The sequence below is a fragment of the Bacteroides sp. OM05-12 genome (assembly GCF_003438995.1).
GTDB lineage: Bacteria > Bacteroidota > Bacteroidia > Bacteroidales > Bacteroidaceae > Bacteroides.
The window spans coordinates 215,130-230,522 of sequence record NZ_QSUN01000002.1 but is presented as its reverse complement, the minus strand read 5'-3'; the positions used below and the strand labels follow the sequence as shown (position 1 = coordinate 230,522).

General features: G+C 36.9%; 12 protein-coding genes. 10 read left to right on the top strand and 2 right to left on the bottom strand.

What is annotated here, in order from left to right:
- Window positions 1-46 precede the first annotated feature (46 nt).
- Together DXB63_RS02770 and DXB63_RS02765 are read left to right on the top strand one after the other, a co-directional pair.
- Window positions 47-2,590: a chitobiase/beta-hexosaminidase C-terminal domain-containing protein gene (locus DXB63_RS02770; protein ID WP_158563624.1), complete on the top strand. Its 2,544-nt coding sequence runs from the start codon at window positions 47-49 to the stop codon at window positions 2,588-2,590.
- 612 nt (window positions 2,591-3,202) lie between these two features.
- Window positions 3,203-3,904, top strand: coding sequence for an SIMPL domain-containing protein (locus DXB63_RS02765; RefSeq protein WP_122124861.1), 702 nt, complete (start codon window positions 3,203-3,205; stop codon window positions 3,902-3,904).
- Here DXB63_RS02765 and DXB63_RS02760 read toward each other — a convergent pair.
- Window positions 3,901-5,577, bottom strand: coding sequence for an ATP-binding protein (locus tag DXB63_RS02760; RefSeq protein WP_122124860.1), 1,677 nt, complete (start codon window positions 5,575-5,577; stop codon window positions 3,901-3,903). The two genes, DXB63_RS02765 and DXB63_RS02760, sit on opposite strands and share 4 nt — an antisense overlap.
- Before the next feature lie 215 nt (window positions 5,578-5,792).
- On the opposite strand from DXB63_RS02760, the gene rpsA reads away from it, so the two are divergent.
- The 8 genes from rpsA (at window position 5,793) to DXB63_RS02720 (ending at window position 13,077) form a co-directional block, all read left to right on the top strand.
- The gene (gene rpsA, locus DXB63_RS02755; protein ID WP_122124859.1) at window positions 5,793-7,580 is read left to right on the top strand and encodes a 30S ribosomal protein S1; all 1,788 of its coding nucleotides are present in this window, start codon (window positions 5,793-5,795) and stop codon (window positions 7,578-7,580) included.
- A 92-nt stretch (window positions 7,581-7,672) separates the two neighbouring features.
- Window positions 7,673-8,587: a ribonuclease Z gene (locus DXB63_RS02750; RefSeq protein ID WP_122124858.1), complete on the top strand. Its 915-nt coding sequence runs from the start codon at window positions 7,673-7,675 to the stop codon at window positions 8,585-8,587.
- A 77-nt stretch (window positions 8,588-8,664) separates the two neighbouring features.
- Window positions 8,665-8,976: a T9SS type A sorting domain-containing protein gene (locus DXB63_RS02745; RefSeq protein WP_122124857.1), complete on the top strand. Its 312-nt coding sequence runs from the start codon at window positions 8,665-8,667 to the stop codon at window positions 8,974-8,976.
- 39 nt (window positions 8,977-9,015) lie between these two features.
- On the top strand, window positions 9,016-9,801 hold the full coding sequence (locus DXB63_RS02740) for a hypothetical protein (RefSeq protein ID WP_147332246.1): 786 nt from the start codon (window positions 9,016-9,018) through the stop codon (window positions 9,799-9,801).
- Between the two features lie 197 nt (window positions 9,802-9,998).
- Entirely contained in the window at window positions 9,999-11,636 is a 1,638-nt protein-coding gene (locus DXB63_RS02735) for a L,D-transpeptidase family protein (RefSeq protein WP_158563623.1), read from the top strand.
- Window positions 11,633-12,184, top strand: coding sequence for an RNA polymerase sigma factor (locus DXB63_RS02730; protein WP_122124854.1), 552 nt, complete (start codon window positions 11,633-11,635; stop codon window positions 12,182-12,184). Before DXB63_RS02735 ends, DXB63_RS02730 begins: the two co-directional genes overlap by 4 nt.
- Before the next feature lie 45 nt (window positions 12,185-12,229).
- Window positions 12,230-12,613, top strand: a complete 384-nt coding sequence (locus DXB63_RS02725) for a hypothetical protein (protein WP_122124853.1) — start codon at window positions 12,230-12,232, stop codon at window positions 12,611-12,613.
- Window positions 12,614-12,624: 11 nt separating this feature from the next.
- Complete coding sequence (locus DXB63_RS02720; RefSeq protein ID WP_233522748.1) at window positions 12,625-13,077, top strand: hypothetical protein; 453 nt, start codon at window positions 12,625-12,627, stop codon at window positions 13,075-13,077.
- A gap of 106 nt (window positions 13,078-13,183) precedes the next feature.
- Here the strand turns inward: DXB63_RS02720 and DXB63_RS02715 are convergent, their stop codons facing one another.
- Window positions 13,184-15,385, bottom strand: a complete 2,202-nt coding sequence (locus tag DXB63_RS02715; protein WP_122124852.1) for a S8 family peptidase — start codon at window positions 15,383-15,385, stop codon at window positions 13,184-13,186.
- Window positions 15,386-15,393: the final 8 nt, after the last annotated feature.

Genomic DNA, 15,393 nt, shown 5'->3' with positions numbered 1-15,393 from the left:
TGCAAACAAAAGTTCGGAAACTATTAATAATTTAAACTTTAAGCTTATGAAAACGAATTTTACGATTTTTAGAAACATGCTGGCTGCTGTGCTGATATGCTTGGTTAGCGGAAGTGTTTGGGGACAAAACACTTATGAATTAGTTACAAATAAAGATCAATTAAAAGCCGGTTCTTTTTACTTAATTGTAAATGAGAATAATGCGCAAGCAATTGGATCTGCAACAGATAACAACAGAAAAGGTACAGGTATAACCATCACAGAAAAGAAGATTACTACTATGGTTGCAACCACACCAACAGAAGAAACTCCTTATGAGTTTAAATTAGAAGGTTCTGAAGGCTCATGGAATTTTTATGACATTGCAAATGAAGCTTATTTAAATGCAACTAAGCAAACAAGCAAAAACTATTTGCAAACAAGCAAAAACAAAGACGAATATTCAAATTTCACCATTGATATAACTGACAATATTGCTACAATCATTTGTCCAAACAAAACATCTAGAAATATCATTAAATTTAATCTAAATAAGTCAGGTACAAATACAATATTTTCTTGTTACAGCTCTACAACCGCTAACATGGAAGATATTCAATTATACAAAAAGATTGAATCTATATCAGATGTAGAAGTACCAACTATTTCTCCCACATCTACTAATTTCCTAACTTCACAAGAAGTAACCATCACTCCGGCAGAAGGAACAACCGTATATTACACAACAGATAATTCAGACCCAACAGATGCTTCTACAAAATATACAAATCCTTTCACCGTAACAGCAACCACCACAGTAAAGGCTATTGCTTATAAAGATGGTGAGACAAGTAGTATTGTAAGCGCAACTTATACTAAAATTGAACCTATAACATTAGCTCAATTCAAAGAAAATGCAAGTACAGAAACAGCTTACGTACAATTAACTGATGCTGTAATAACTCACGTAAATGGAAAGAATCTTTATATTCAAGATGCAACGACCGGGCTTCTAATATATAATAGTGCAGCTCCTTTCGATTATAAAGTAGGCAATCGTTTGAATGGTGTAGTCAGTGGTAAACATGATATTTATTTAGGCATCATTCAAATGACTAATCCTGATTTCGGTAAAGTAACAGTAACAGACGGAGAAGCAATTCAACCGGAAGTTGTTACTCTCGCCGAACTTGAAGCTGACGTAGCCGGTTACGAATCTCGTCTGGTTAAAGTAGAAAAGGTAACATTTGACGCTATTGCATTCAATAACAATTCAGCTAATATGACTCAAGGCAGCACCACTGTTGCTATCTATGATATGTCTAAAGCAGCAACTACCCTGCCAGCAAAAGCAGATGTTACAGGATACATCAGAACATTTGCTCCAAGTTCTGGAAATCCTTATACCCAATTTACTATTCGCAATGCAGAAGACATTGTAGAGGTATCTGACGGTACAGTTAGCAATCCGATATTCACTCCGGCGGGAGGTGCTGATGCTAAAAACGCAGTAAAAGTAGAATATGGAACAAAAGTTACTGTAGCATGTGCAACTACCGATGCTAAAGTTTATGATGCAACAACAAATGCAGAGATCACCGAACCAATCGCCATCACTGCTGCTTCACAAGAGATTAAAGCTATAGCTAAAAAAGAATCGATGCAAGATAGTGAAACCATTTCTGCATGGTATTCTGCATACGTAGCTGCTCCTACTTTCTCCAAAGAAGGAAGCGTTGAAGCTGGTACTGAGATTACGATTTCCTCTTCTACCGAAGGAGCATCTATCATTTATACCGTAGGTACAGGTGCCGAACAAACCGCAGTTTCTCCGGTAACTGTTACTATCAATGAAGCTTGCACAATCAAAGCTAAAGCTAAAATCGGTGACTTGACAAGCGAAGAAGTTACAGCCGAATATACCATCTTTACTCCGACCACCACTACGGGAGTATTAGCCGTTAAGTTCACCAAAGAAGAGGTAACTACCTGGTACGCAATGGCACAGACTGCAATGGAAACAGAAGAAGGAAAAGGTGAGAACCTTGATAGAAAAGAGATAGAAGTTATAGAAGGTAAAGCTAAAGCTACGGAAGATTTGGTATGGACCATAGAATCTGACGGTTCAACCACTTATTTAAAAACTAAATCCGGCAAGTACGTTGCCCAAAAGACCGTGGGTGAAACTAAAATCATCCTTACTGATGAACCATATGCTTGGACTACAGAAAAGACCGATGATGTATATATCTTCTCTACACCGGATAATGAATATAGTTTAGCTTACAATAACTCTTATAAGGCATTCAGATGCTATAAAGTTACAACTCTTACCGGAAGTGGTGGAAATGGTTATTCAAGAGAATTCTACATCATGGATCTCTACAACGATGGTCCGGACAACATTGCTGCTAACGAAATTAACGGTCTTAGCGCATACAGCGTGAACGGCGCGCTTATCATCAATACAGACAAAGCACAAACAGTGCAACTGTACAGCATTGAAGGACGTATGGTGACAGCTGTTGAATTAACAGAAGGTGAAAATATAATTAACGGATTGGCAAAAGGTATCTACCTGATGAAAAACCAAAAAGTGATTATAAAATAAACAGGAGTTATTCCTATTAATATAGAAAAGGGTTGGTCTTCACGAAAGGACCAATCCTTTCTTTTTTGCCCAGCTTCAAAGGGTACGAATATTTTTTGTCAATGATCGTTTATGGGCTTAGTTGAAAGCAACTAAATCAGCAGAATAAACAAGCTAAAAGGCCCCAAGCGAATGATGTTTTAAAAGTATCAGATTGATTAAAAAAGACATCAGGTCGTTTGTTGACAAAGGTACGGTCGATTGTTTGCAAACGATAGGAGTTTGTGAACGATCGACCGTATCTTTATTGTCAATCACCTAAGGGAGTGTTGCCTAACACACAAGGGGATGTTGGCTAACGCTCAAGGGAACGATAGCTTACATCTACTGGAGCGTAAGCTAACACTCCCTTAGGCATTTTATCTATTTACCCGACAAATCAGCTATTTACGAATTTACTTTTTTCACCTTCACCTCTTCACGCATTGGAGATAAACAACTGACCTGCAAACCCTAAAAGTGAAGGTACTTTTTTTTATTAAATAATATGCAAACAAATTCCTGAACGATTACATTGAATCGTTTTTTTTCATAGCTTTGTGATAATATAAAAAAATAGCAGGAGGAATTGATATGAAAAATTGGATTAAAGAAGCAACCCTAATCGCCATTGGTTTAATTTTGCTAGGTTATTTTATTAAAAGCGGAATAGATAATTTCAGTAGTAAAGACCGGGTGGTCAATGTAAAAGGACTTGCAGAAATGGAGGTTCCCGCAAATAAAGTTACATGGCCGTTAATGTACAAAGAAGTCGGCAATGACCTGCTCTCTTTATACAATAAGATCAGTACGACAAATGAAGCTATTGTTTCTTTTCTAAAGAAAAATGGCATAACATCACAAGAAATCAGTATTAGTGCACCCGAAATTATCGATATGCAAGCAGAAAGATATGGCAATAATCAAAATCCGTATCGGTACAATGTCACATCTGTCATCACCGTCACCTCCAATCAAGTGGACAAAATACGGAAACTTATTAGTGAACAAAGTGAATTGTTGAAGCAAGGCATCGCTGTTACCGGAGGAGATTATAGATATAATATACAATATGATTATACTGATTTAAACAAAATCAAGCCTCAAATGATAGAAGAAGCAACCAAAAACGCACGTGCGGCAGGCAAAAAATTCGCAAAAGACTCAGACAGTGAATTGGGGAAAATAAAACACGCTTACCAAGGACAATTCACGATCGAAGACAGAGATGCCAATACACCTTACATAAAAAAGGTACGTGTAGTGACCACTATCGATTATTTCCTTGAGGATTAAAGTCCTACCGAGTGCAACTTTTCATTTAAAGTATCTGCCTGAATCGGTTTCGACAAATAATCAGTAAACCCACTGCTCATCACTCTATGCTTATCTTCTGCAAAAGCAAATGCGGTCACGGCGATAATCGGAACTGTGGCCGAAATTTGCCGGATTGCTTCTGCTGCCTGATAGCCATCAACTACCGGCATTCTTAAATCCATTAAAATTGCAGCCGGATTATGTTTAAGGAATAATGAGATTGCCTCTTCCCCATTCCAGGCATGTATCAACTTATACTTTTTCCCTAACAAAGCCTCACAAAGCAAGAAATTATCTTCCATATCTTCTGCGACCAACAATGTTTTCTTTTCATCGGAAGTCACACTTCTGTTTACCTCTTCGGACATAACAAGAGATTGTTCGATTACTACTTCATTGCTGAATGAATTTTCCAAAGGCTGTACAGGCAATGTAAACCAGAAAGTAGATCCTTTTCCTTCCTCTGACTCAACACCAATCTCACCACCTAATTTTTCTACAATCATTCGGCTAATAGATAATCCCAATCCCGTACCTTGCTTCTTAGCATTGAGTTTTGTAAAACGCTCAAAGACCTTGTCCAACTGGTCTTTCGGTATACCGGTTCCCGTATCCGTCACATAAAAACGAATATCAGCATCCCTCACTTCATATCCTAAATGAATTGATCCTTCCGTAGTAAACTTTATGGCATTGGACAAGAAATTAGATATGACCTGTGCCAAACGATTCCTTTCCGTATGTATAACACAAACAGGAAGAGGACAGTTTGAGGTCACTTCCACCGTACTTCCCATATCCGACAAGCGCATACGGAATATTCCCTCAAGCTCATTCACGATCGAATTTATATCAATTTCCGAATAAATAAATTCTAAAGTACCGGCTTCTATCTTCGATAAATCTAAAATATCATTAATCAACTGAAGTAACAAATCACCGTTCTTATTTATTATGTTGATATATGATTCTTTTTCTTCAGCCGTAGTAGCGGCAGCCAATAGAGGAGAAAAACCAATAATTGCACTCAATGGGGTACGAATTTCATGACTCATGTTGGCAAGAAAAGCTGATTTTAGACGGTTAGATTCCTCCGCCGCTAATTGAGCTTTCAACAGTTTCGCTTGATCTTCTTTTTGTTTGGTTATATCATATATGGTCAACAGCATTTCATTCTTTCCGGAGATATGCAAATAAGCACCTGCTACCTGCACATCGCAAGAGACAGAAGAAGTTCTATCCTCTGATGTATAAAGGGTCATTGTGGTCTCTACGCCTGAAAAACCGGCACGTTCTTTAAAGCCTTTCGCTATTGCCGCTCTAATCGGGCACGCCCCACATAGTTCATGCGTGCCACATTCTCCGGCATCCAAAGCATTCTTACAATAAAAAATTTCACCTACTCTCTTCTCCGTGCTTGGTTTAACTTGATTTGTCAGAGAATAAAAATTTGTTTGTTTTACAATAAAATCATCCGAAATCAATAACAAATAAGCATTAATATTATGCCAAATAGCTTCGTCGACTCTGTTTGCTTCCATCATTTCTTCCTGCTTTTCAAGCAATTTATAAGAAAGTTTTTTATTTTGCCTCCAATAAATTGCAATAACAAACAGTAAAGCAATTACCAATAAGATCCATGCGAATATCATAGTAGTTTTATTAAATTCATTTCTCTAGTCGTCAAAAATACAAATAAAAAAACAGAAACGAACGTTTTTAACAAATATCCTTTGTTTTTCTTTTGTTATACAGATTTTCCAAGTAAATTGTTTGTCATTCAAGAAATTAATCATAAATTTGCGCCCGATTTACACATTATCAATATAATGTCTCACTTAATTTATTTATTAACAATTAATTATTAATGGAAAACTTAAAAAACATTGCTCCTATTGAAGACTTCAATTGGGATGCGTATGAAAATGGCGAAACCGCAACAGGAGTTAGCCACGACGAACTTGAAAAAGCATACGACGGTACGCTTAACAAAGTGAATGACCGTGAGGTTGTTGACGGAACTGTAATCGCAATGAACAAACGTGAAGTTGTCGTTAATATCGGTTACAAATCAGACGGTATCATTCCTCTAAATGAATTCCGTTACAATCCTGATTTGAAAGTAGGTGATACAGTAGAAGTATACATCGAAAATCAGGAAGACAAAAAAGGACAATTAATCCTTTCTCACAAAAAAGCACGCGCTACTCGCTCTTGGGATCGTGTTAACGCAGCTCTTGAAAACGAAGAAATTATCAAAGGTTACATCAAGTGCCGCACTAAGGGTGGTATGATTGTTGACGTATTCGGCATCGAAGCATTCTTGCCGGGTTCTCAAATTGATGTTAAACCTATCCGTGACTACGATGTATTTGTAGGAAAAACAATGGAATTCAAAGTGGTTAAGATTAACCAGGAATTCAAAAACGTTGTTGTTTCTCACAAAGCTCTTATTGAAGCTGAACTTGAACAGCAGAAGAAAGAAATCATCGGTAAACTTGAAAAAGGACAAGTTCTCGAAGGAACTGTTAAAAATATCACATCTTACGGTGTATTCATCGACCTTGGTGGCGTAGATGGTTTGATCCATATAACCGACCTTTCTTGGGGACGTGTTAGCGATCCGAAAGAAGTTGTTGAATTGGATCAAAAGCTCAACGTTGTTATCCTTGACTTCGACGATGAAAAGAAACGTATCGCTCTTGGTTTGAAGCAACTTACTCCTCACCCATGGGATGCTCTTGATCCGGACTTGAAAGTTGGCGATCACGTTAAAGGTAAAGTTGTCGTTATGGCTGATTACGGTGCATTCATTGAAATTGCTCCGGGCGTAGAAGGCTTGATTCACGTATCTGAAATGTCTTGGTCACAACATTTACGTTCTGCACAAGACTTTATGAAAGTAGGTGATGAAGTTGAAGCTGTTATCCTGACTCTTGACCGTGATGAACGTAAGATGTCTTTAGGTATCAAACAGTTGAAACAAGATCCTTGGGAAACTATCGAAGAGAAATATCCTGTAGGTTCTAAACATACAGCAAAAGTTCGTAACTTCACTAACTTTGGTGTATTCGTAGAAATCGAAGAAGGTGTTGACGGATTAATCCACATTTCAGACCTTTCTTGGACTAAGAAGATCAAACACCCATCAGAATTTACTCAGATCGGTGCAGACATCGAAGTTCAAGTTCTTGAAATCGATAAAGAAAATCGTCGTTTAAGCCTAGGTCACAAACAATTAGAAGAAAATCCTTGGGATGTATTCGAAACAGTATTCACTGTCGGTTCTGTACACGAAGGAACAATCATCGAAATGTTGGATAAAGGTGCAGTAGTTGCTCTTCCTTACGGTGTTGAAGGTTTCGCTACTCCGAAACATTTAGTAAAAGAAGATGGTGCTCAAGCTCAATTAGATGAGAAACTTGAATTTAAAGTAATCGAATTTAATAAAGACGCTAAGAGAATTATCCTTTCTCACAGCCGTATTTTCGAAGATGCAGCAAAATCAGAAGAAAAAGTAGAAAAGAAAGCTTCTGCTAAAAAGTCAAACAAGAAAGAAGAAGCTCCTGCTATTACTAACCAAGCAGCATCTACTACTCTTGGAGACATCGACGCTCTTGCAGCATTGAAAGAACAGATGGAATCTAAAAAATAATAAGAATACCTTATTATATTAAGGAAAAGACCGACGAAATATTCGTCGGTCTTTTTTTGTTTTATACCTTTGCACAGATAATCAAACGATATATGGAAAAATTTGAAGTTAATATTCTTGGTTGCGGTTCCGCGTTACCTACTACCCGACACTTTGCATCTTCGCAGATTCTAAATATCCGTGAAAAGCTCTTTATGATAGACTGCGGAGAAGGTGCACAAATGCAAATGCGTAAATCAAAATTAAAATTCTCACGCCTAAACCATATATTCATTTCACATCTCCACGGAGACCATTGTTTCGGACTCCCCGGACTGATCTCTACTTTCGGAATGTTGAACAGAACAGCAGAACTACACATCCATGCACATGCTGATTTAGAAACATTACTGACTACACAACTCAACTATTTCTGCAAAAACCTGCCATACAAGGTCATCTTTCACGCAATTGATCCTAGTAAAGAGGCTTTAATATATGAAGATCGCTCCATAACGGTACACAGCATCCCGTTACGACACCGCATCCCTTGCTGTGGATTCTTATTTGCGGAAAAACCACGCCCCAACCATATCCTGCGTGAAATGATTGACTTCTATCAGATTCCTATTTATGAATTAAACAAAATAAAAAACGGAGCTGATTATACAACTCCTCAAGGTGAAATTATCCCAAACAATCGTTTAACCAGCCCTTCATTATCCCCCCGCCGGTATGCTTATTGTTCAGATACTATTTATAAAGAAGACATTATACCACAAATACATGGTGTAGATCTATTATTCCATGAAGCAACATTTGCCGACAGTGAGCTCTCCCGTGCTAAAGAGACCTTTCACACAACAGCCCGACAGGCAGCGGAGATTGCGAGAAAAGCCGAAGTAAAGCAACTAATGTTAGGTCACTTTTCTGCACGTTATGAAGATGAAACGATCCTATTAAAAGAAGCCTCTGAAATATTCTTGAAATGTACATTGGCAAAAGAAAACCTAAGTATAAATATTTAGAAACTTTTTATCATATTGCTTGTTTTATATAAACGAAGTATCTATATTTGTTACGAAGAAAAAGCGAAAGCCTATTGATGAGAAAGTTTACGTTATTTATTTTCTTATTGTTTCTTCTTTTTACTTCTGTAGATAATTTTGCTCAGAGTGGAAAGAGACCGTTAATCGTAGAAAACGAAGTAACGCAAATTGTTCTCACAATAACTGGAAGCACTGTAAGAGTGCAAAATGCAGAAAAAGGCAATACACTAGAGATCTATAATATACTAGGCGTTAAAGTTTCCTCTATAAAGATAGACTCTTCTGATAAGACTATCGCTTTAAATCTTCCTAAAGGATGCTACATACTCAAGATTGGAGATGTAGTTAGAAAAATAGCTATTAAATAGATTATTATTTTCTTATTATTAACTTAAATAATTTAGCTTATGAGACTTTTTACAAAAACATGGATGATGGCAGCTGCTATCTGTATAGCAGGATTTGCTCAAGTAAATGCACAAAATTTAGTACAGAATGGTGATTTTTCTGTTTGGGCTACTGATAAACCAGAATCTTGGTATGTATATGATGCCACAGCTACACAAGTAGATGATGCTTGCCAAATTGTACAAACAAGTACAAGTAAGGGTACATTATTACAACATGTGAATGGTTTAGAGGCAGGGAAACAGTACACTTTCTCTCTTGATTTCAAAGTTGCAACAAAAGGAAGTAAGGATAACGCAGCAGCACGCGTATGGTTCCGTTGGCAAAGATATGCATCTTCTACAGATAAAGAATGGTTAGATCCAGTTGGAGATGATTTGAGCAAAATGCACGGACCTGGTGGTGATACATCTTATTTCGAAGACAAGGAAGGAGAATGGCAAAGTTACTCTGCAACAATTACAGCTCCTGCAAAAACAACAAGTCTAGAATATGAATTCAGAGTATATAATGGCGCTACTGTTCTGTTCAAAAACTGTACTCTAGTTGAAGGCACCAGTTCTTCCATCGAAGCAAATGTTATTGAAACTCCTGCTGCCTATGCTGCTGACGGCGTAGTTTACGTACCCGCAAATGCCGGAGAAAGAATCGTTGTTTCAAATGTAGCCGGACAAACTATCGCAGTTGTAACTGCAGAAGAAGGCGTAACAGCTATCAACAACTTACCTGCTAACCAAATATTGTTAGTAAAAGCTGGTAATAAAGTATCCAAAGTTATTTTCTAAGAAATAACATATAGAAATTAAACAAGAAAAAGCTGAATCATTTTAACTGATTCAGCTTTTTTCTTTTTCCATCAAAAGGCACGGAACAATCAGGTTCATAATTGTTGTCACGTTATAACACCCTACAAAATAAGCTATTCAACGCTAGATTATTCAATAAAACTATTATCTTTGTCCTAAAGATAATGAATCGGAAAATGACGAAACGTCTTTTATCATATATATTGCCGTTCATCTGGCTTCTCTTTCTCGCTTCTTGTAAACAAGATAAAAGAAATATTACAGACTATCCCCAATTATCACAGATCAAAGGGATGGGTAAACATGAATTTGTAATTAATACTAACGAAATCAGGAATATAATAAGAAAAGAAATAAAAACAAATGAAAATCTATCACTGATAGATTCTGTAGTGCTCTCATATTACGAAGATAAAAATAATCCTTTTCTTTGGATTCATGACTTTCAAGAGAAAGACAATCAAACAGATTCATTACTATATTGGCTACAAAATTCAAATTTCCAGCATGGAATTAATCCCCAACTCTTTCCTATCACGGATATTATAAAGAATCGTACCCTTTGGAAAGAATTGAAAATAACAAAAGATAATACCGTAAACCAACTACTCGCAGAACTGGAATACGAACAGACCAAAGCCTGCCTTAATTATACCCAAGTCCTAAACTATGGAATTATACAACCGGGAAAGATTTTAAATAATCTGGAGAATGAAGATCTGAAGTACGGACGTATTCCTAAATTGCCGGATGGAAGCAACAAAAAGAAACAGCTTTATAATATCCAACTAAAAGAATGCAACAAAGAATTCATAGCTCAAGCCATAAATAAAATACATGAAGACGCTTCCGGATACCTACGTGAGATACAACCCCAAAATAGATTCTATAATCATTTACAAAAAGAATATCATATATTGGATAGTCTGATACAAGCAGGAGTAGACTCTTGCGGCAACATGACAGTAACCGAATGCCAGGGAAAAGTCAGGTTAAACATGGAACGCTTGCGTTGGCAACCGCAATTAGAGAAAGGAGATAAATATGTTATGGTAAATGTAGCCGCATTTATGCTACAAGCTATCGACCATGAAAAAGATTCGATTCTGGAAATGCGCGTATGTTGCGGAAGCAAACGGAATAAGACACCACTCCTTGCCAGTACAATCAATCTCATCGAACTAAATCCTTACTGGAATGTGCCCCAATCAATTATTCGTAAAGAAATAATCCCTGCTTTCCGACGTGACAGCAGCTATTTTACCCGTAACCGAATGAAAGTATACGACAGAAACGGTACGCAATTAAACCCTCATGACATAAAATGGTCTAAATATGGAGAAAACATACCTTTCGATGTGCGGCAAGATAACGGAGAAGGAAATTCATTAGGCAGAATAATCTTTCGTTTCCCTAACAAATTTGCCGTTTATCTCCATGACACCCCTTCACGATGGGCATTTATGAGAGCCAATCGTGCTGTGAGTCATGGCTGTGTACGCGTCGAAAAAGCATTGGATTTCGGATTCTTTTTATTGGATAAGAAAGAAGACATCTTAATGGACCGCATCCGGGTTGCTGTTGACAAACCGGCAGAGACGGAAGAAGGTCGAAAATACATAAACAAAAGTAATTATAAAGAAATGAAATATCACGTACTTGAGCAGCATATCCCTGTTTTTTTAGACTATTACACTATGTATTATTCAAAAAACGGAGAATTAAGCTATTGTGAAGATCCTTATCAATTCGACGCTCCACTATTACAAGTATTAGACAGTTTAAACGCCATAAAAAATGAAGATACCCAATGAGTTCCTATAATGAAAAAGAAATAATCGCACTACTCCAAGAGAAAGATAGACAGAAAGAAGCTTTTTCTCGTATCGTAGCACAATATAGCGAACAGTTATACTGGCAAATAAGAAGAATGGTGCTTTTTCATGATGACGCCAACGACCTGTTGCAGAATACTTTCATTAAAGCATGGATAAATATTGACTACTTTCGGGCTGAGGCCAAACTATCCACCTGGCTTTACCGTATTGCCATGAACGAATGCCTGACTTTCTTAAATAAACAACGTGCGGCAAGTACGGTTTCAATAGACGATGCAGAAAGTGAAACGATAGAAAAATTAGAAGGGGATTCTTATTTCTCAGAAGACAAGGCGCAACGTTTATTACAGCGTGCCCTTCTTACTCTACCGGAAAAACAAAGAATGGTGTTCAATCTCAAGTATTATCAAGAGATGAAATATGAGGAGATGTCTGAAATATTCGGGACATCCGTAGGAGCATTAAAAGCATCCTATCATCATGCCGTAAAAAAGATAGAGAATTTTTTTAAAGATTCTTTTTAAACCTTTTCCCGTCAAAGGAGTCTAAATAACAAAGAGGAGATAAAAATGAAAGAGGAAGACAATATTAGAAAGAAAGTCAGTACGGAGAATCCATTCACCGTACCTGAAGGCTATTTTGATAATTTGACTGACGAGATTATGAGTAAACTTCCTGAAAAAGAAGAAATACTCCCAACAAAAGAATTATCCACATGGGCCAAAATACGTCCTTGGCTATATATGGCTGCTATGTTTATCGCCATATTATTACCAATACGCTACATGGTAAATTCCACGAAACCGAAAGACCCGACTTTGGCTATTATAAGTTCTGATAACGAACAAGTAACGGATGAATATATCGATGCTATTTTAGACCATGCGATGATGGATGATTATACGCTTTACAACTATCTGACAGAAGCAGATACGGATATTTATCACAATTAACTATTACCACTATGAGAAAGTTTATTATTACATTGTTCATATTCAGCCTTGCCTGTGGAGCGTGGGCACAAAAAAAAGAATGTCAACGTCTTACCCCCGAAGAGTTTCGTGCAAAACAAGAAGCCTTTATTACTCAGAAAGCCGAATTAAGTAAAGAAGAAGCTACTAAATTCTTTCCTGTCTTCTTTGAATTACAAGCAAAGAAAAAAGAATTGAATGATAAAGCATGGAAAATGATGAAAACCGGAAAGAATCCCAATACTACAGAAATGCAGTATGAGGAGATTGTCAACAATATGCTGGATTCAAAAATACAATCGGCTCAACTGGATAAGGAATACTATAAAAAATTTAAGAAGATACTTTCTGCCAAGCAGATATATAAAGTACAACACGCCGAAATGCGTTTCCACCGTGAACTGTTGAAAGACGTAAACAAAAACAATCAGGGAAACAAAAAATAAGAGGTTAGAATATCCTTTGAATAACATAGATTAAGCCAACTAATTCGTGACGGATTAGTTGGCTTTTTTATTAGTATCCCTAACTAAAAATTAATAAACTAAACAATCATAAAACAACACGTGAAATATAATTGTATTTATCTCCTTGCACCGATACGATATAAATGCCTTTATTTAAGAAAGGAAGATATATAGATTCTTCTTGAGCCACAGACACATTTCCCAACACAGAACTATACATAATTTGTCCATTAGTATTAAAGACACTTATCTTAACATTAGTATTCGCATTCACAAAACAAATACTAAAACCACTAGTTCCCCAATGTTGATATAGAATCACATCTTTGGGACTATCTGCCTGACTTATTGAAGTTCCAAAGTTATTTATAACTTCCTTCAATCCTTTCCAAGCATCTATTTTACCATATCCCCAAATATTGTTCTCTTCATTACCTGTATATTCATCTTTCATAGAAGTCTTCTTTAATACACTTTTTACATCTTCCGGAGTTAATGAAGAATTGGCTTCCAGCCATGTTGCAACAACTCCTGTTATATAAGGTGATGCCATAGAAGTTCCTTGCAATGCTCCATAGTAATAACTTTTATTATTAACAACAATACTTTGCGTCATTACCCCCTTATAATAGCTGTCATCAATTACAGCATCCGAGAAAGAAGATATGATTACAGTTCCCGGAGCTGTAACATCAGGTTTCATTCTACCATCAGAAGTAGGTCCTAAACTTGAAAATCCGGCAATCTTACAAAGTTCATGCTCTGACGTTTTTTTAGTTCCCGAAAGATTAACAAATTCATCTTTAGAAGAATAAGCACCAACTGTGATAATCCGTTTCCCGGTTCCACCTATTTCTCCAATAGTATAATCCGTATCTCCAATTGTCCAACCCGGCATATAATTATCAGTAAAAGATGCCCCTCTCCCATCTATCCATCCATGAACTTCTCCTTCATCTCCCATTACAAACAGTCCGACATAATTACCGTTACCAATCACATCAAAAAATGCTTCTATATAAGCATTCGTCTTATTATTCAAAGGATTTCTCTCTGTATAAATATCAATAAGCCCAACAGCCCCATCCGTATTTACATTTTTCAATGTATACGAGACTTCATTTTCCTCAGACGCATTTATATCGTCAGATAAAAACATCATTTTTCTAGTGTTTCTATTATATACAAACAATCTTATTTTATAAGCCTGATCCGGTTCGCCCCAAAAGTCAATATATCCGAATTTAGCACCAACAGGGAATGATAAAAAAGTCTTCAATGTATCCGTAGGATGCACATACTTAGATACATGCAAGGCTGTTCCTCCTTCATTGCCGGCTGCTCCCACCAGTATTCTACCGGGTCCCTGCAAATCATCACATACCCGATCAAACATAGATGACCCGTCATGGGGTCCGGTGTGTGATCCCAAACTCAAATTAATAACACAAGGCTTATTTTCTTCCTCTGCATAATTAAAGATATATTTAACTCCATCAAGAATAGACACATTGTCACGAGAAACTTCACTAAAAGCCACTAAAGCAAGTTCCGATTCGGGAGCAACCCCATAATAATCTCCCGAATAATCCGATCCGGCAGCGATTCCTGTTACATGAGTCGCGTGCGTCTCATCTTTCAAATCATATTGTGCATTCAAGATATCTTTCTCTGTCTTATATTCAGCACCATAATAAAAGCCATCCGGCAATGGTCCATCCGACTGATTCTGGTCCCAAACTCTTTTTATCCTTAAAGATTTTTCTGTCGGAGAATAGAAATTAATATGTCCATATTCAAATCCTGTATCTACAATACCGACAATAACGCCTTTCCCCTTAAAACCATGTTCCAATTCCACTCCTTGATGCACTTTATCCACATTCCCAAGCGGACGGGCCAGATCCATCTTCTTTTTTACAGGGCACCCGATATCTATGCGCAAAACATCAGGCAAAGAAGCAATCGTTTCAAGAACATCAACCGGAATTCTTGCCGTTACAATATTATTTGCAATGGTATTGATCTGTACTTCATTAGATTTCAAGACTTCTATATCGGCATCTTTACTTAATAGAACAAAAGCATTCACATAGATGCGATTACCCTCTTTCCTCATGACAAAAGATTTCTCCAAACGTTCTTTTGACATTGGATTATCATTACTTTTCTTTAACATAGAAAGAAAATGACGTGTATAAGGTGACATTTTCCCCTCCAATGAATTTTGTCCCCATAGTAGAACAGGAAAAAACAATAATATAAAGAAAAACTTTAATTGTTTCATGTTGGTTC